This is a genomic window from Vibrio sp. Vb0937, from assembly GCF_033338855.1.
This window is the reverse complement of record NZ_JAWOTK010000002.1, coordinates 729,165-747,430: the sequence shown is the minus strand read 5'-3', so window position 1 is coordinate 747,430 and position 18,266 is coordinate 729,165. Positions and strand designations below refer to the sequence as shown.

16 protein-coding genes are annotated in these 18,266 nt (G+C 45.7%); 9 read left to right on the top strand and 7 right to left on the bottom strand.

The window, feature by feature from the left end; all coding sequences use genetic code 11:
* Positions 1–38 precede the first annotated feature (38 nt).
* Complete coding sequence (locus R7P67_RS06700) at positions 39–974, top strand: LysR family transcriptional regulator (protein ID WP_262681483.1); 936 nt, start codon at positions 39–41, stop codon at positions 972–974.
* On the opposite strand, the gene R7P67_RS06695 is transcribed toward R7P67_RS06700, so the two are convergent.
* Positions 927–1,838, bottom strand: coding sequence for a LysR family transcriptional regulator (locus R7P67_RS06695; protein ID WP_017819828.1), 912 nt, complete (start codon positions 1,836–1,838; stop codon positions 927–929). The two genes, R7P67_RS06700 and R7P67_RS06695, sit on opposite strands and share 48 nt — an antisense overlap.
* Positions 1,839–2,058: 220 nt before the next feature.
* Between R7P67_RS06695 and R7P67_RS06690 the strand changes: the two genes are divergently transcribed.
* Entirely contained in the window at positions 2,059–4,938 is a 2,880-nt protein-coding gene (locus R7P67_RS06690; RefSeq protein ID WP_262681485.1) for an amylo-alpha-1,6-glucosidase, read from the top strand.
* 106 nt (positions 4,939–5,044) lie between these two features.
* Here the strand turns inward: R7P67_RS06690 and R7P67_RS06685 are convergent, their stop codons facing one another.
* Both R7P67_RS06685 and R7P67_RS06680 read right to left on the bottom strand, forming a co-directional pair.
* On the bottom strand, positions 5,045–6,613 hold the full coding sequence (locus R7P67_RS06685; protein WP_318085919.1) for a DEAD/DEAH box helicase: 1,569 nt from the start codon (positions 6,611–6,613) through the stop codon (positions 5,045–5,047).
* 285 nt (positions 6,614–6,898) lie between these two features.
* The gene (locus R7P67_RS06680; protein ID WP_213867583.1) at positions 6,899–7,609 is read right to left on the bottom strand and encodes a biotin/lipoate A/B protein ligase family protein; all 711 of its coding nucleotides are present in this window, start codon (positions 7,607–7,609) and stop codon (positions 6,899–6,901) included.
* A 224-nt stretch (positions 7,610–7,833) separates the two neighbouring features.
* Here R7P67_RS06680 and R7P67_RS06675 point away from each other — a divergent pair, with 224 nt between their 5' ends.
* Positions 7,834–8,160 (top strand): DUF4156 domain-containing protein, encoded by a 327-nt coding sequence (locus R7P67_RS06675; RefSeq protein ID WP_031778841.1) that lies wholly within the window; start codon positions 7,834–7,836, stop codon positions 8,158–8,160.
* Positions 8,161–8,239: 79 nt separating this feature from the next.
* On the opposite strand, the gene R7P67_RS06670 is transcribed toward R7P67_RS06675, so the two are convergent.
* A complete protein-coding gene (locus tag R7P67_RS06670; protein WP_053304579.1) occupies positions 8,240–9,268 on the bottom strand; it encodes a hypothetical protein in 1,029 nt (342 codons plus the stop codon).
* Positions 9,269–9,678: 410 nt separating this feature from the next.
* Positions 9,679–10,827: a PLP-dependent aminotransferase family protein gene (locus tag R7P67_RS06665; RefSeq protein ID WP_262595871.1), complete on the bottom strand. Its 1,149-nt coding sequence runs from the start codon at positions 10,825–10,827 to the stop codon at positions 9,679–9,681.
* 125 nt (positions 10,828–10,952) lie between these two features.
* On the opposite strand from R7P67_RS06665, the gene R7P67_RS06660 reads away from it, so the two are divergent.
* Together R7P67_RS06660 and R7P67_RS06655 are read left to right on the top strand one after the other, a co-directional pair.
* Positions 10,953–11,822 (top strand): GyrI-like domain-containing protein, encoded by an 870-nt coding sequence (locus R7P67_RS06660; RefSeq protein ID WP_213972659.1) that lies wholly within the window; start codon positions 10,953–10,955, stop codon positions 11,820–11,822.
* Positions 11,823–11,902: 80 nt separating this feature from the next.
* Positions 11,903–12,799, top strand: a complete 897-nt coding sequence (locus R7P67_RS06655) for a LysR family transcriptional regulator (RefSeq protein ID WP_213972660.1) — start codon at positions 11,903–11,905, stop codon at positions 12,797–12,799.
* 80 nt (positions 12,800–12,879) lie between these two features.
* On the opposite strand, the gene R7P67_RS06650 is transcribed toward R7P67_RS06655, so the two are convergent.
* Entirely contained in the window at positions 12,880–13,917 is a 1,038-nt protein-coding gene (locus R7P67_RS06650) for a DUF4382 domain-containing protein (protein WP_318085918.1), read from the bottom strand.
* 232 nt (positions 13,918–14,149) lie between these two features.
* On the opposite strand from R7P67_RS06650, the gene R7P67_RS06645 reads away from it, so the two are divergent.
* Positions 14,150–14,389 carry a YdcH family protein gene (locus tag R7P67_RS06645; RefSeq protein ID WP_005373737.1) on the top strand — a complete coding sequence of 80 codons (240 nt, stop codon included), beginning with the start codon at positions 14,150–14,152 and terminating at the stop codon, positions 14,387–14,389.
* Between the two features lie 73 nt (positions 14,390–14,462).
* On the opposite strand, the gene R7P67_RS06640 is transcribed toward R7P67_RS06645, so the two are convergent.
* Complete coding sequence (locus R7P67_RS06640; protein WP_318085917.1) at positions 14,463–15,134, bottom strand: cupin domain-containing protein; 672 nt, start codon at positions 15,132–15,134, stop codon at positions 14,463–14,465.
* Between the two features lie 208 nt (positions 15,135–15,342).
* On the opposite strand from R7P67_RS06640, the gene R7P67_RS06635 reads away from it, so the two are divergent.
* From R7P67_RS06635 to R7P67_RS06625, 3 genes are read left to right on the top strand one after another with little or no spacing between them, the layout of a single operon-like run.
* Positions 15,343–16,485, top strand: coding sequence for a hypothetical protein (locus tag R7P67_RS06635; RefSeq protein WP_182015828.1), 1,143 nt, complete (start codon positions 15,343–15,345; stop codon positions 16,483–16,485).
* A complete protein-coding gene (locus R7P67_RS06630; RefSeq protein ID WP_318085916.1) occupies positions 16,475–17,401 on the top strand; it encodes a metal ABC transporter solute-binding protein, Zn/Mn family in 927 nt (308 codons plus the stop codon). The genes R7P67_RS06635 and R7P67_RS06630 overlap by 11 nt, the downstream gene beginning before the upstream one ends.
* A 3-nt stretch (positions 17,402–17,404) precedes the next feature.
* Positions 17,405–18,199: a metal ABC transporter permease gene (locus R7P67_RS06625; protein ID WP_005373725.1), complete on the top strand. Its 795-nt coding sequence runs from the start codon at positions 17,405–17,407 to the stop codon at positions 18,197–18,199.
* The last annotated feature ends 67 nt before the right edge of the window (positions 18,200–18,266 follow it).

Genomic DNA, 18,266 nt, shown 5'->3' with positions numbered 1-18,266 from the left:
TTGATTATTCAGTTTTTCTAAACAATAAGGGCGCGAAGATGGATAAGTTTTCGGATATGACGTTGTTTGTCAGCATCGTTAAACATCAAGGTCTGGCAGCGGCGGGAAGGGAGCTAGGTTTATCTCCAGCGACGGTAACGGCAAGGCTGCAAGCGATAGAAGAACGCTATGGTGTAAAGCTGCTCAACCGAAGCACACGCCACGTATCACTCACGGACGCAGGGGCAATGTACCATCAAGCTTGTCTGAACATCATTGATAGCGTGAAAGAGACGGAAAACTTACTGCAAACGGGTATTTCGGAAGTGCGCGGAACGTTGAAAATTTCAGCTCCACGAGATATTGGCAAACAAATTATTTCGCCGATGGTGTCGGCTTTTTCTGAGCAATATCCGGATGTGACGCCTTATCTTTATCTTAATGACAATTTATCGAACTTGGCTGAATCGGGGCTCGATTTAGTGATTCGTTACGGTGAGTTAGCGGACAGTAATCTCATCTCGCGCAAGCTGGCGTCGAGTCAACGTGTGCTGTGTGTGTCACCTGATTATTTGTCGAAGCAAGGTGTCCCAAAATGCCCACAAGATCTCGCGGATCATCGCTGCTTAGCGATGGTGCGCAGCAATGAAGAATTAAAAACGTGGCACTTTAAAGATGAAGAGTCTCACCAAACGATCACGGTCACGCCAAAGCGATTTTCTGATGATGGTGAAGTAATTCGACAATGGGCGTTGGACGGTGCGGGGATTGCGTTGAAATCGATTTTAGATATTCAGCAAGACCTCAAACAACAACGTTTAGTAACGGTTTTGGATGGGTATATGAAAAACTTCAGCGCCTTCTCGCAAGGCGCTGAAGCGGATCTGCATGTCATTTATCAAAGCCGTCAATATCAACCGAAAAGAGTTCGCCTGTTTTTGGACTTTCTAGTTGAGCAATTTAGCGCGCTGAGTGATGCCAGCAATCAGATCTAGATGCGATTCAGAGGTTTCTCGGCGGTGGCGATAAATCCCGACGGTGCCAGGGTTTGGTTCGTTTTCCATAGTTAAGCATCGTAAGCCAAAGGATTCCAAATACGGTTGCAGATGGCGGGTATAAGACATCACCGCGACGCTTTCTTTCAGTACATCAATACTGGCGAGCAGAGAATCCACTTCGTAAGTCGGTCTGTCATCCAGTTGCTGCCTTTCGCGTTCATTTTGTTTTGGGATTGGGTTATCGATGACGTGAGCGAATTTCTTTGCGTCATAAGTGACCGAAAGAGCGGGGTATTCGTGCAGCATTTCTTCGGTGACGGTTTTCCCTAGAAGTGGGTGGTTTGGGGAAACAAAATAGGCATCAACCGTTTGAAATAGCGGAATAAACGTAACATCGCATTTAGACGACAAGCCGACAATCTCGTGGCCGATGAAGAATTCAATCTGTTCGTTGATTAATGAATCCATTAAGCCTAAGTGGTTGCCAAATTCGACGTGCGTAGATGCCGATGGCTGCTTGGTCAGATGGTCATTGAGTGCTTGTTTGACGAACAGCGGCCACCACGCATCGCCAGTACCCATTTTAATTTTTCCGACTTGGTACTGTTTCCGTTCATCAATGCTTTGCATCATTTGGTTGTATTCATGCTGCATCGCGTTGCTATGGCGATAGAGGATGCGTCCGTATTCGGTCAACACCATGCCATTAGGATGACGTTCAAACAGCGTCACGCCGAGATTCTCTTCCAGCTTCTTTAAATTGCTTGTTACCGTTGGCTGGCTTAACCCTGCCATTCTTGCCGCAGCGCTGATGCTTTGGCAGCGTGCAACCAGTAAAAATTGCTGCAGAGATTTGTCCATTTTCTTTCCCCTCTAAGAACGAGGGGTATTTTGCACAATTTCATTTATAAATCACAAATCTGTAATCTCATTTGATTGAAATTATGCGCATTTCATAGATCTACATCACTGTTGGGGTTTGACGTATAGACGTTATCTATAGCTCGCTCCTGACTTCCTATTTTCCCCTCAAAAGGGTGTTCTTTAGACTGTCGCCAAAACAACAATCTAAGGGATGAACATGAAACCGAGTTTTATTGCGCTTGCTGTCGCGTCTTGTATTGGTCTTGCTGGATGTGGGTCAGATTCCTCTGATGCGCCTGTGCCGGTCGACAAACCAATTATTTCAGCCGACTTATATTTACGTGGTTTAAATGGGGATTGGGGCACGGCAGAGCATGCCAAGCTAAACCATTTGGGTAATAACGAGTACGAAACCGTACTGCGCGTCGCCCGAGGTAGCAATCAGTTCAAGATTGCTGATCCGGGTTGGCAGATCCAATACACCTATTTTGAGGAGCCCGCGGCGTTCGATAAAGCTCAAGAGTACCTGCCAAAACCAGACACGAATGAAGCGTGTATGAACGATGATTGCAACTCTGAGATCACGTTTGAAGACAAAGGGTATTACAAGTTTTCTGTGAGCTTTGCCGATGAAAGTCGCGCGACAATGACTGTGACGAAAGCAACGCAAGAAGAAGCGGAAAAATACTACTCTGATGCGATTCTCGACCCTGCAATGGTGCATGAAGGGCATCAGAATAAAGAAGTGAAACTGTTCGCCAATTACGATGACTCGAGTGATACCGTGATTTTCTCGGTGAAAGATCCTAAAGCTGAGCTGCGTGAATTTGGTATTTCAACGACGACAGAATTGCGTGATGCGCTCGACCAAGGCTTAGTGATTAATGAACAAACAGGACCGCGAGTGGTGTCGGGTGATGTCGCGTTTGACGCGTTGTTTGCATTGACGATGAAAGAGCTAGACCAGCTTGCCGTTTCTGAAATCAAAGACGGCAATTACAACTACAACAACCCAATCAAAGCGGAAGTTTTTGAGACGGGCGCGAAGTGGCATTACGTATGGACGCGTGATTTGGCGTACGCAGCAGACCTTTCGCTTGCATTGATGAATCCAACTCGGGTGCAAAATGGTTTGAATTTCAAATTGTCCGCTTTCCGCGATACGACCGATCAGCAATACGATGGCGAGCAGATTGTGCAAGACACGGGCACTGGCGGTAGCTGGCCAATCAGTACCGACCGTACGACTTGGGCGCTTGGTGCAGAACGCTTACTTTCGGCATTGGATGGAGAAGAGTACAACCAGTTTGCTGAGCGCGCATATAACGCTATCAGTAATACACTTGAAGCCGATCGCCTGGCGGCTTTTGATGCGAAATCCGGTTTATACACTGGTGAGCAATCATTCCTCGATTGGCGTGAGCAAACGTATTCAACGTGGACGCCAAACGATGTCAATACGATTGGTAGCAGCAAAGCGTTATCGACAAACGTGGTTCACTACCGCGCGATTCAGCTCGCGGCTAAGTTGGCAGAGAAGTACGATTCAACCAACGCGGTCAAATACACCGATTGGGCTGCACAGCTAAAAACCGCTATCAACGAGCAGTTTTGGAATGCCGAACGCGGTATGTACGTAAGTTATTTGTTTGATAATGGCAAAGACATCGCGATCGACAAATATGACATGTTGGGCGAAGCACTTGCGATCATCAGTGGTGTGGCAAGTGATGCGCAGGCGAAACAAATCATGGCCAATTACCCACACAGTGAGTTTGGCGTGCCGGTTTACTTCCCTCAGCAACCGGACGTGCCTGTGTACCATAACCGCGCAATTTGGCCATTTGTTACCGCGTACAGCTTGCGCGCCGCGCATCAAACACAAAACGTGGCAGCAGTGAACAATGCCATTCAATCGTTGGTTCGTGGTACGGCAACTAATTTATCCAACATGGAAAACTTAGAGTGGCTTTCTGGTAAGTCATTCATCATCCATAGTGATCATGGCGAAGATCCGAGCTTGGATGGCCCAGTGATTAACTCTCAGCGTCAGCTTTGGTCTGTGGGTGGCTACTTGAACATGGTGGTAGAGACCCTATTCGGCATCCATACCGAAACAGGTAAGTTGGAAGTGAAGCCATTTATCACAAGTTGGGTGCGCAATAATTTGTTGGCTCAGTCTGAACAAATCACGTTGGAAAACTTTGCCTTCAAAGGAAAGAACTACTCGGTAACGATTGACTTGCCTGAAGTAAGCAAAGATGAAACAGGTTACTACCCAGTTGAAAATGTCACGATGGACGAAGAGGGGCATTTCCACGTGACACTGGGCGCGCTTGTGAATGTAGATAGTAGCATTACTTTAGTTTCTGGGGTGAAACCGTATGTGAGTGAAGATAGCCGCGTATATTCTCCGCAAGAGCCAACATTGGTGGTAAAAAGCGTTGATAATTCGGTTTCGATTGACGTGACGAGCAAGTACAACGTGAACTTGTATCGCAATGGCGAGCTGATTCAAAAGAACGTGATTGCTCAATCTTATTCCGATACGCCAACAGGTTTTGCTTGTTATTTGGCTGAAAGCATTAACGATAAAGACTTCCGTTCTAACCCAAGCCAACCAGTTTGTGTCGGTGAAGAGATCCGCATCAAACTTGATGGCGAATATCAGCCACTCAAAGACAATATCTCAGTGGTTACGGTGAGCAAAGAGAGTGGCGTTGTAAAAGGTTCAGAGTCGTTTACAGCCCCTGTAACGGGCACTTACCAGTTTGATGCTTGGTACAACAATAACCTAGGGCAACTTAATACTGGCATCACGAACACCGTGAAACTGTTAGAGGTATTGGATGATGCAGGTAAAGTGGTTGATCAAGGTTACTTGCAGATGGGCCATATTGGTGAAAACCAAGGTATGCGTTACTCAACGCCAATAGAAGTGACGTTGGAGCAGGGAAAAACCTATCAGATCGCGTTGAAGGACCACTTCAATATGAGTTACCTCAAATCGAATGAAACCTACATTTACGCTGGTGGTATTGAGGGTGAAAAAAACGAAGCGCAAATCGCAGATATTCGAATCACACCTTTAATGTAGGCTGTTTTAACAAAGCAGTGTTCTAGAAAACTGTGTTCTAAGAAAGACAAAGCCGCTGAGATTATCAGCGGCTTTGTTGTATTTGCTATCGGTGGCCGTTTACAGATTAGTTTGCAGCCTGCGGACGAGGTTTACGGCGCTGACCTGACGGTTTGTTTCCTGCAGGCTTAGCATTGTTTGGCTTGCGGTTACCAGACGGTTTACCAGCGTTGCCACTCTTATTACCGTTTGGTTTATTTCCACTCGGTTTATTGCTATTTGGTTTGTTGCCGTTAGGTTTACGGTCATCTGGTTTACTGTTTGCACGACCTTGGCCTTCACGGTTGCCTTTAGGCTTGCCCGCACCGCCCTGGTTGGTGCTGTTTTTGTTGCCGTTGTTACCACCGTTGAAGCGACGTTTAGGTTTGTTTGCACCATTGCCTGCTTTCTTTTCGGTTGCCGGAGCGTTTTCGCCCGCAGCATTTGGCGCTTTTGGTTTTTTCGGCTTCTTAGGTTTTTTCGGTTTGATTGGGCGCGTATCCAGTTTAGATTCTGGCACCACATTGGTTGGCGCAAAACCTTCCAACTCTTTACGTGGTAGTACTTCTTGAATCAAACGTTCAATCGCAAACAACTCAGATGCTTCTAGCGCACACACCAGTGAAATCGCTTTACCTACTTCGCCCGCGCGGCCAGTACGACCAATACGGTGAACGTAGTCTTCTGCCACTTTCGGTAGCTCAAAGTTCACCACTTGCGGTAATTGCGGAATATCGATACCGCGCGCAGCAATGTCCGTCGCGACCAACACACGAATTTCACCCGATTTAAAATCCGCCAGTGCTTTGGTACGCGCGCCTTGGCTCTTGTTGCCGTGGATGGCAGCAGCCGGTAGATTTTGTTCGATCAGGAACTTCGCCAGACGGTTTGCGCCGTGTTTCGTTTTCGTAAACACCAGCACTTGCTTCCAATCGCCGTCTTTGATCAATTTAACCAACATCGGTGCTTTCTTCTTCACGTCTGCTGGGTAGATGCTTTGCTTAACCGTTCTCGCCGTCGAGTTTGCCGGGTTAACGGAAATCTCAACCGGGTTGTTCACCAAGCCTTTCGCAAGGTCGCGGATTTCATCCGAGAAAGTTGCAGAGAAAAGTAGGTTCTGACGCTGTTTTGGTAGCAGAGCTAGGATCTTACGAATGTCACGGATAAAGCCCATATCTAGCATGCGGTCTGCTTCGTCCAGTACTAGCACTTCCAGTTGGTCGAACTTCACTGCATTTTGGTTGTACAAATCCATCAGGCGGCCTGGTGTCGCGACCAACACATCCGCACCTTTGCGAAGACGCTGCATTTGCGGGTTGATCTTCACACCACCAAAAACAACCGCACTGCTTAGTGGAAGATGACGGCCGTACATAAACACGTTTTCTTGCACCTGAGCTGCAAGCTCACGTGTTGGCGTCAGGATAAGTGCACGAACTTGGTTAGCACGAACGCGAGGGCCGTTCGATAAACGCTCAAGAATCGGTAGCGTAAAGCCTGCAGTTTTACCTGTACCAGTCTGCGCTGCTGCCATTACGTCTTTCCCTTCCAAAATAGCAGGAATTGCTTTTGCCTGAATTGGCGAAGGGGTGTCGTAGCCTTTCTCTTGAATAGCTTTAAGGATTGGAGCAGATAGACCTAACGAGGTAAAACCCATATGTATGATTCTCAATTGTAGAGTTAGATAACAACGCGCCGAAAACAAATCGGTACGAAAAGTGCGACATTCTGAGGCTTTTACGCGCAGGCTTCAACTAATTCCGTCATGGATAAATATTTGAACTGGATCTCATTTCTTTTTGGCAGGCAAAACTGATAACTGGTTTGATCGATCGATTGAATGGTTTTACGTTGGCGATGCCCATTCTTACATCGTTATCACGGCATGCAGTTTGAGTTTATCGAATGCTTTTCGGAGCAAGGGGGGCGCTTGATCCTTTCATTACTCCGCTTTTGCATGCATTAAAAACGCGCTAGTTAATTGCTGAAAGAGTGAATCTACCGACGGACGGTCGGATATATGATGGAAGAGCGGTGTGTGGACATCACCACGAATATCATCGCTGTGACCGCAAAGCTGATTACACATTCGTACTGGTTCGACAATCTTCTCGACGTCGGCATCAATCAGAATGCATGCTTGTGACAATACCACTTGTCCGCCGCCTTTTTTAAGTAAAACACGCTGCGCGGTTCCCACGACTTTTTGCCCGCCAATGTTGAGGTTGTACTCGCCATCGCAGTAGGAATAAGGCGTAGCATGAACATCCACTTTCACGCCGAGCTGTTTAAAGAAAACCGTTAATATCGCACATAAATCGAGATACGCTTTTTTGATGTTGTAAGGCTCGCCTTCTGGCCAGTGGTAAATGTGGGATAGATTGATAATACCTGGCACCTGAGGGACTGGGGCACCACCGGTTTTACGAGAAAAGAGCTTCCAGCCAGACGTATTTAACGCATGTTCTAACTCATTAGACACTGGCCATTTCTTACCCACGGGAAGCACGAGCGTTGGACTTTTTACTTGCCAAAGCAATAGCACTTGCGAGAGTTGGTTGGACTGAACTTGTTTAATGAGCTCATCTTCTTTGTCAAATGCATCAGCGACTTCCGTAGCTGTGTAGCGAATTAGCTTATTTTTAGCAACCAAACTCTATCCCTCGCGGCTATTTAATCATTACTGTTGTATCTCAGATACAGCTTTATTGCTAGGTTTGAGTGATTAGGTTTTTGCTCGCTAGTTGCATGATCACCTTTTGAGTCTTTTCCGTTGTCCATTAAGTTTGCTTGAACACGCGATAAAAAGTTTTTGCTAGTCATCACATCAGCCATTCATAAAATCTGCCATCTATGAAAATTTTTGGCGATATAAGTATGAAAAAGCGAGTGATGACTCTCGCGTTAGCGGCATCATTAACGGGATGTGTGACGTTCCCAACTCAAGAATCTGAGCAAGTACAGGTGCTTTGGGACAATGTGAATGCGATTGAAAACTGTGAACTAATGGGTACCGTGATCGGCTCAGAAGGACACTTTTACGACTATTGGCTTCACGCCGATAAAGACATGGTTTGGGGTACGTTAAACCAAATGCGCCTCAAGGCGGCAGATTTAGGCGCAGATACCTTGTACTTATATCAACCGTTGAGCTTTTCTACGTCAGTGACGATGTTTGCAAATGCTTACAAGTGCAAACAGTAGCTATTGGCTTGATCATAATTGTAAGACAGGCGCTGCTCGCCTGTCTTTGATGCGTTCTACAAATACTGACTACTTTACGTTAATTAACGTTTGCTGTCGCCACCGCTGATGTATCAGAAAACGACAATGTAAAGTCTCGCTCGGTATTAAGCACTTTGGCTGGAAACTCTAAGCTCAACTGCGTATGTGGCGCGACTTCTGAAGCAATGCTAGTAACGAATTTTCGGGTTTCTCCAGGAGAGATCGATATGTCACTTCCACCTTGTGATGAGAGCTCAGCGATACCCATTGTTTCAAGTGTGTTACCTGCAGTATCCGCCAGGTGTAGTAAAGATTCTGACTTGTAGATTAATTCTCCACTTTCTGTGCGATATGCATTAAACGTGTTGAAATTTGGTTGTAATGATCCTTGTGAACCAATGTTAGTAACGGAAAATGTCACATTAGCGCCATCAAAGTTCTCGACTCTTACGAGTACGTTACCGTCTTGGTAACGAGCGGCTGCTGCCGCGGTTGCTTGTTGTTTCTGCCGCTGTTTCTCTTTTTCAATGTCGCTTAACTGTTTCTGCTCATTAGCGATTCGATTCTTTGCCATGGAGTACGACTGATCGACCATTGCTATTAAAGCGGGGATTGAATACAAAGTGAGGCCTTCCAAATGGTCAAAGTCGATTTTGGCATGTTGAGTACGTTTATGATTAGAAAATTGGCAGTAACCATCAATCAAACTGATGAAAGCCACTTCAAAAGTGCCCTGTAATCGGCTTACTTCCTGTGCTGCTTTCTCTAGATTTGAGCGGACTTTCCGAATCTCTTCCAAACTCTTTTGTGAAAGACGACCGTTTGGCGATACGTCGTTAGAAACCGAAACCAGTTCTTCGGTCACAAATGGATTGTTTTCGGCTGGAATCACCGTAGTTATACGGTTGGATTTGGTGATGTCTTCGCCCAATAAAACCATCATTTTTTGCGATGCGGCGGTTGTGTTGCCCGCTAATACGTCACTACAGTTTGGCGACGTATTGGCATACACGGCGAATGCGGTAAAAAGTGAAAGTGTAACGGACCAGCCGATGGTGACGAGTCCTGTCGTGGTTCGAGTATTCATCCTGATAACCCCTCTGTCATTTGGTGCGATTCACTGACGTAATTGCCAATCAAAAGATTGGCTCGCGACATTCAGAATGGTTCTGGTCAACCCTTCGTAGTGGGTATGCCCACAGATGCTTTTTTAGTCGTTTATCAACCGCTAAGCCACGATTGATAAAGTGTCTGAAATTGAGAGCATTAACGCTGCGAAGTTGATGTCTTTGACTGAAAGATAGACGTAACTTTTCCAACCATCAAATACGTGATTGAGTTCTCATTTTTATATGAGTGAGAGGTTCAAGAGAAAACAGGCACTTACTGTAGAGAGTTGATTTGAAGGAAAAATATAAATTTTTTTGGGGAACTTTTTTGATGCTGCCTTTGAGACTTTTTTGAATCTCAAAGGCAGGTTCTTACACTCGTGTTCAATTACAACGTGTTGAGGACATCCGCGAGTCGAGAGACAGCTGTCGTCAGTTCTTCTGGTGTAGCATTGGTAAAGTTAAGACGCAGAGCGGCTTTTACCTTTGAACCTTCTGGATAAAAGACCGGGCTCGGCACTACAGCAACCCAGTTTGCGAGAAGGTTTTTCGCCAGTTCGAAGGTGTCGCATTCTGGAATCTCGACCCAAACGAACATACCACCATCGACGGGTTTGAGTACGCAACTTTCTGGCAGCTGTTTTTGCAGTTCAGCAAACATGACATCGTAACGTGATTTGTAAAGCGCACAGATGGTTGAAATGTGCGTTTCGAAGTTGTCATGTTGCAGTAGACCATGCAGCAAAGCTTGCATAGGAATACTAGAGTGCAGATCGGCACCTTGTTTAATTTTGATGAGTGGCTCAAGGTGGCTGTTTTTGCCCGTAACTACACCAATACGCAAGCCTGGTGAAGCTATTTTGGAGAAAGAGCGCAATACGATGGAGTGCTGTGGGCAGAAGTCCGAAACCAGTGGAAGCGCTTCACCAGAAAAACGCAGCTCGCGGTATGGTGCGTCTTCAATGAATGCCACGTCGTATTGTATACAAAGCTCGGCAACTTTTTGGCGAGTCTCTAGCGCCCAGCACACGCCCGTTGGGTTGTGAAAATCGGGCACGGCATAGAACATTTTCGGTTGCTGTGTAGCAAAGCATTGTTCAAGTTCTTCAAGGTTTGGACCACACTCGGTTTGTGAAACAGTCACGATGTTGGCTTGCACTAGACCGAATACTTGCATAGCACCAAGGTAGCTCGGTGCTTCCATTACCACTTTATCGCCCGGATTCACGTACGCACGCGCAATCAAATCTAGCCCTTGCTGAGAGCCCGTTGTGATCATCGCCAAATGAGATTCTGGCAGCTGGTAATAATCGGTCAAAAAATTAAGTAGCGGTGCGTAGCCTGCTGTTGCGCCATATTGAAACACCTCTGGCATATTCGCGAGGTTTTCTAGCGTCGGTTTCATTAAGTCGATCGGGAAGGTTTTTTCGTCCGGTAAGCCACCTGCAAGAGAAATGACGTTCTTATCGCTTGCTGCTGCGAGGATCTCTCGGATGTAGGATGACTTAGTTTGTTGTAATGACTGTGCGATTTCCATGTGCTGTGCTTCTCGTAATTGTCTTTTTTTATGTCAGAAATAGTATAGGTAAATTGCCAAGCTTGGTGTGTCCATTTATGCTGTTAAATATGTCCATTTATGCTATTTAAGCGAAAGTTTACTCCGTGAGCCATCAACAAGTTTCCAGAATCAATGACGTGCTGTTTTACATTCACCAGGACATTAGCAGAGATTTATCGGCTAAAGAGCTAGCAGATGTAGCAGCCTATTCTGAACAGCACTTCCATCGTATTTTTAAAGATGTGGTAGGGGAGTCTGTCCATCAATATATCCGTCGCACAAGAATGGAATACGCCGCCAATCAACTGATGTTTGATACCAGCTCATCGGTGTTAGACATTGCTAACAAGTGCGGCTTTAGCTCGGTATCTTCTTTTAGCCGAGCGTTTAAAGCAACGTTCGCTATGTCTCCTGGCGCGTGGCGAAAACATGATTTACAAGTCGCAGAAAAGCCGTATCTAAAAGATCCGGAAGTGGCTGCGGGTTATCATCGGGTTGCTAAACGCGAGTTGCCAGAACCTAAAATTATGGAGGTTCCACAACGCTTTGCGGCTTATGTGCGGCATGAGGGTTATAGCCGTTCCATTCGCAATGCGTGGCTGATTTTGAAGGCGTGGGCAAGCTCTGAGAATCGGGACTTTTCGGTTCAATACGGTTTGCATCACTCCAACCCCGCTTGGGTCGAGCTCGATAAGTGTCGCTATGTGGCTTGTATGGCGATTGATAAGCCGCTTAAAGTACGCGGTGTCGTGAATCAAATGACGATTCCGGGTGGTTTGCATGCTGTTTTTCGCTTAATAGGGGTATATGGAGAGCTTCTTCCTCAATTGAGTATGGTGTTAGAGAAGTGGTTGCCGAATTCAGGCTTTAAGCAGCGTTCTACTCCCGCTTATGTTCACTATCATAAAAACCATTTCCTTAGCCATGATGAGGCGTTTGAGCTGGACTTCTATCTGCCCATCAGTTTTTTCTAACTGGAGTATTTATTTACTATCCGTAAGGAAGAGAATGCTAAGCTCTATATGGTGATTTTTTACAAATAATTGAAAATTAAATGAACATCGATCATGTAAAGCTATTTGTCCGTTTGGCTTCGACACACAACATCAGCATGGCTGGTCAGGAGCTTGGACTTTCTCCTGCTGTCGCTAGTGCGCACATCAACAAACTTGAGGACAGCTTAGGAGTTCGTTTAGTTCATCGCACCACACGCAAAGTTTCCTTAACTGAAGAAGGGCAGGCTTTTTTACCTCACGCGGAGGAGGTCCTTGCAACAGTGGAGGCAGCAAGGGGAGCTGTTGGATCAGGGCAGAGTGCGCCAACGGGAGTATTACGTATAACCGCCTCTGCAACTTTTGGTCGCTTACATATTGTGCCCGCATTAAAAGGTTTTATGGCGCGTTACCCAGGGTTAACCGTGGACTGCCGATTTTCTGATTCCATTATTGATCTGGTTGAGGGAGGTTTTGATGTCGCCATTCGTGTCGCTGAGTTGAAAGATTCTTCATTGGTCGCAAGAAAGCTTGCGCCAGATCGTCGTATTATCGTTGCATCACCAGATTATATTGAACAATTTGGGAGACCTAACAAGCCCCAAGACTTGACGAATCATGAATGTATTAACTTAGTTGGAATGAGTAATTGGTCATTCAATACAAAAGATGGAATGTTCAATGTAAGAACTTCTGGTCGTTTTAAAACCGATAATGGTGATGCGATGAGAGACGCGACGGTAAACGGGTTAGGTATTTCTATCAACTCGGTTTGGAGTGTTTATCAAGAATTACAAAGTGGTCAGCTAGTGGAAGTACTCGAAGATCACCCTTTAGCGATGGATGCTGGGATTTGGGCTGTGTACCCAAGCTCTCGTTTAATTGCGCCTAAGGTGCGTGCCTTTATTGATTACTTTGCTGAATACTATGGCACGCCACCTTATTGGGAAGAGGTTTAAAAGTCACAAAGACCATGATCCGTGCTCAGTTGGAATAGCAAAAAAAGCAGACCCATGCAGGGTCTGCAGTGTTAGAGAGATTAAAAGTCTGCGTTTGTATCGGTACCAACAAAGACGCTAATTCCGCTGGTAGATTGATAAATGCTAAAGGTTTCACCTGCAACAATACCATCTACAGAATCGTCATTTGCGGTACAGGTATAGCCGACGGAGTACGTACCGGGCTCTACAAAGCCAAATTCATATTCGTAATTTGCTTCATCAATGTCTTCCACTACGTTCGCCGCTGCGATTGGCATTATTTGGCCTTCTGCGCCTGCAAATGGCCCCATGTTCTCTTCGGCGATATTTCCTTCATATAGGTAGACCGCGTGTGCATACCCATTTGCGCTTGGGGTATCCGTTTCGCAGTTTTGGTAGGTTAATGTTGCGATATCTCCCTGAATCTCCCCCGTTGTAACCGTGTTAATTAAAGTGACTGAGGTGCGCTGAATACTGTAGCCCTCGTTTTGCCCAGTTCCGTCTTTTAAGCCACGACGCAGGTCAAACTCCACCACAAATTCGTTGTTGTCAGGGTTGACTGCGAAGGTATCATTAAAGAACAGTACCCCAGAATTCGGATCTTTTCCGACCCCCTGCGGACAAGCCCCATTACCTTTTACGGTCAGTGGTATTTGATTGCCGGTCGCTTCATCAACAACATAGGATGGATAATCCGGATGATCGCCATCATTCGCAAACACGCAGAGTTTGTAATTGCCAGTGGGTATCAGCTCGTCGTCCACTAACTCTTGAGCGTCACTGCCCTGGAAGTCGAGTAAGTTAACGCTTAATGGTATTGGATCTTCATTATCGAGCAGAGGATTACCATTTTCGTCAACGAAATTTCCGTCTTCGTCGGTTTTATACACATCGAAAACTTGTGGTGTACCACCATCCAAAGGGAGAAATGCCACTTTGTTGTATGCGATAACCACTTCTGATACGTCATCAATAGGGGCATCTGATACAGACAAGGTAACCGGAGTCATTGTGCTGACAGAGTCACTGTCTGAATTACAGCCAATCAACGCAACTGTTATTGACGCACTGATCAAGCCAATTTTCATGCTGTTCATTTAGATGTACCTTTTTATGAGAAGTGTATTAAATGTAGTCGATTATTGATAAAACACAGAATAATAACGAGCGGAGTCGCGCGGTTAAAAGAGTGATAAACCATGACTAAGAAGTTCAGTAAAAGTGTGCTCAAATCGACGATATTGTGCTATTTGAAGTGCTATGGTTAGAAATGTGTCGCTCAAAAAATGAGCGGATAAATACATCAACAACTCTAGCCAAGAGGTCTCTATGTTAGGTGAAAATCACTCATTAACTCATGAATTCCCAGAACATTTGGATACCATTACTCAGCTTACCGAAAACGATGCATCATTTGCTGAAACCGTTAAAAACTACAATGCTTTAGATAAGGAAATCCGCGTACTAGAACTTCAAGGAAGCCCGATTGATGATCACGAAATGAACGTATTAAAACATAACCGGGCTGAGCTCAAAGACTGGCTCCACTCGCGAATAATGGGTTCTTAGTGACGAAATGATCATCGGCTCGTAAATAGCGGGCCGATTTTAGTTCCAATGGACGATGCCAAGTGTGCAAACATTAGGAGTGCTGAGCAGGAGCTTGGAGCGGCAGGTGACCAGTTTTTACCCAAATGATCGTTTCTTGCTCTACAAAAGGAAAATGCTCGCTCATATGTGGGCTTCGGATCCAAGAGTAGGGAGGATAGGTTCCTAGCTCGTCTTTAAATTCCCCCGATAACACAAAAATTTCTTCACCACCAAAGTGACGGTGTGGTTGAAACTTCTCGCCTTTCGGCCATTTAACCAATGCGACATGTTCATGCTCAAAATCATGCAGAGGCATGACTTGCAACCCACCGACACCACTCTGCCAGCTCGCTTGGTTTGTATTAATGCGAACTGTTTCAAGATCCTCAGATTCGAACTGATTTAGTTTAACTAAAATCACACAGCCTTCTTTGCTAAATGGTGCGTGTTGACTTCCTGGAGGGTTACGAAGGTAAGTGCCGGCAGGGTAGTCACCGTATTCGTCAGAGAATACCCCCTCGAGCACCAATATTTCTTCTCCTTGAGGGTGAGGATGAGTCGAAAACTGCGAATTTGGCTCGTACTTAACGACGCTGGTGGTATGCCCTGATTCTTTGGCTTCTCGTTCCAAAGGTTTGCGCCACACACCTTTGGAAGGGTTGGCGATCCATTCCTGTTGAGCAGTATCTATCACGATTCTTTTTGAAAAATCCATATTCAACATATTGAAATTCCGTTACTTATTTAATTACTAATTCTCATTAGTATACGTATAAAAAACATCAATTGATTCATTTGTTGATAGCCCAATTCATGGATTGAGTACGAACATGAAATCGGAGCCTAATTTAAATTTCTGCTTGTGTAATGAGAATTGTTATATTATAACATCGCAAAATTAAATGTTATAACATAACAAAAAGGAAAAAGTAGTGAATAAGAAATTGGTGTCTCTCGTGATCGGTAGCATTTTTGCATCCCCTGTTTTTGCCGACACACTATCGAACCCACAGATTGGTGTTGTTGTTGATGGCTACTACCAAGATGGCCAACGTCATAATTCTGAGCGCGAAGAAGGCTTTGGTCTAGGCCATACGGAATTAAACTTCTCATCAAATATCGACGACAAGTTTTACGGCGCATTGACCGCGGTTCTTGAAAGTCATGGTGATGATACAGAATTAGAGCTTGAAGAGGCATTCATCGAAACTTTGGCATTGCCATATGGTGTAAATGTGCGCGCTGGCCGATTCCTATCTGACTTTGGTTATCTGAATAACCAACACATGCACACCGATAGCTTTGTCGAGCGTCCAATTGCTTATCGTACTTTCCTTGGCTCGCACTACTACGATGATGGTGTACGTGCAAACATCGTGTTGCCAACCGACCTTTACGTAAAACTTGGTGTAGAAGCGCTTAGTGGTAGCAAAATGTCTTCTGTCGAAGATGGTTCTGAAGTTGGCGTGTACACCACGACGCTGAAGCTTGGGAATGACTTCTCCGAATCTTCAAGTTGGCAGTTTGGTTTAAGTTACCTGCGCAACGAAAACGGCAAGGTTAAAGAGTTCGAAGATCACGACCACGGTCATGAAGAAGAGCATGATCACGAGCACCATCATGGCGCAGCAGTGACAGGTGCGAACCTTTACGGTGCTGATTTTGTTTGGAAATGGGCACCAGACGGTAATTACAAATACAGCAACTTCACGCTATCGGCTGAATACATGCTGTTAGACGGTGTGGTAGACAGCAAATATAAAAACGATGCAGAGTCACCAGACAACCTAAGCGCATACTATGTTTCGGGCGTTTATCGCTTCAACCCAAGCTGGTCAGCTGGTCTACGTTACGGCGAAGCAGAAAGCTACGATGGTCATGCACACGGCGACCACATGCATTTTACTGAGCTGAATGATAAAGAAATGGATGCGATGATCGCATGGGATTCTTCTCATTTCGGTACTATCCGTGCGCAATACACTCGCATTGATAACCAAGACAGTGAGACAGACAACGTGTTCACTCTGCAATACGTGATGACATTTGGAGCGCACGGTGCTCATGCGTTCTAAGCTGACATTGAATAAATGCAGTTTGGTGATGATGGCGGCAGGAGCTGCCATCATCTCTTCGCCTGCTTTGGCTCTAAACATTTTTGTTTGTGAGCCAGAATGGAAAGCCTTTCTTGAAAGCCACGCGCCAGATGCCAGTATTTATTCAGCGACAACGGTCAAGCAAGACCCACATTACGTACAAGCTCGCCCTTCTTTGATTGCGAAGATGCGCCAAGCGGACATGGCAATGTGTTCGGGCGCAGAACTAGAGGTGGGGTGGTTACCTATGCTGCAAGTTCGTAGCAGCAATGCGGCGGTGCAAAATGGTGCGCCGAGCATGATCTACGCGACGGACTTCGTGCGCATGTTAGATACTCATGCTCACGTTGACCGTAGCATGGGAGATATACACGCTCACGGTAACCCACATGTTCAATTTGCGGCAAATGACATGATTCCATTATCTCGTAAAGTCACGGAGAGCCTAAAAGCGATTGATCCCGACAACGCACAAAGTTACCAAGTGAATGGTATGAAGTTTCGTGCTCATTGGCGTAAAAAGCTTAAAGAATGGAATGAGAAAGGGGCTGCTTTAAAGGGTAAGCAAGTTGTCGGTTATCACGCGACGTATCGTTATTTGTACGATTGGCTCGGAATGAAGCAGATTGCCGATCTCGAACCTAAACCGGGCATTTCACCGACCACATCTCACCTGCAATCGCTTACCAAGTTAGATGCTGACAGTTTTGATGCGATTGTTTACTCCTCTCATCAGGATCAGCGTCCAGCGAACTGGTTGCAAGATCATACTGACAAACCTGTGATTCAACTGCCATTGACCGTTTCTGAGGGTGAAAGCTTGGATGAGATGTACGATCAGGTCATTGATGATTTACTGGATGTGTTAGTGCCGCCCGTTCCTGTGAAGATCTAAGCCATGGCGGATTATGCATGGCTTTTACCTGCGGTTTTGTGTGGTTTAATTGCGTTAGTTGGCAACATCGTTCTGGGGCAACAAGTTCTTAATCGTCAGATCATCTTTATAGATTTGGCGGTGGCGCAAGTCGCGGCATTGGGGGCAGCACTAAGCCACTACTGGTTGAGCCAATACGCGCTGTTCTCAGGCTCATTCTTTGGCGAAATGATTGGCCCTTGGGTGATGTCTTTGATGCTTTGCGGTTTGATCGCCTTAATGGAGAAACGATACCAGCAGCATTTAGAGCCCATGATCGGCAGCTTGTTTGTCGTGTCTGCATCGCTGGCGATCCTGCTGGTGAGCAAAGACCCACACGGCGGAGACTTTATTCAAGGCATTCTTAATGGGCAACTGTTATGGGCGACTTGGGCAGACGTTTGGCCTTTGGCACTCATTACCGCTGCGATGTTGCTATTAGTTTGGTTAAAACCTGCGTTTATGCGCGGTAGTGGTTTTTATCTGATCTTTGCTATTCTGATGCCCATTACGGTCAAGTTAACCGGCATTTATTTAGAATTTGCTTTGTTGGTGATTCCAGCTTTATGTGCGGCAGCATTGAAGGGAACTCGATTCTTTGTCGCCAGTATCAGCATTGGTATTGTTGGGATCTTATCGGGTATTGCCGCATCGGCTCGCTATGACTTACCGAGTGGTGCGAGTATTGTGATCACCCTGTTTATTGCTGGCATGTTGTTTAATCTCTTGCTTCAGCCTTTTCTGGTGAAAATAACAAAACCAGCTTTTGTAAGAGATTAAGAGACAAGTAATATTGGTCTGATGAAGTAGTATTTGATTAATCAGACCAATACTTTTCTATCCAAGT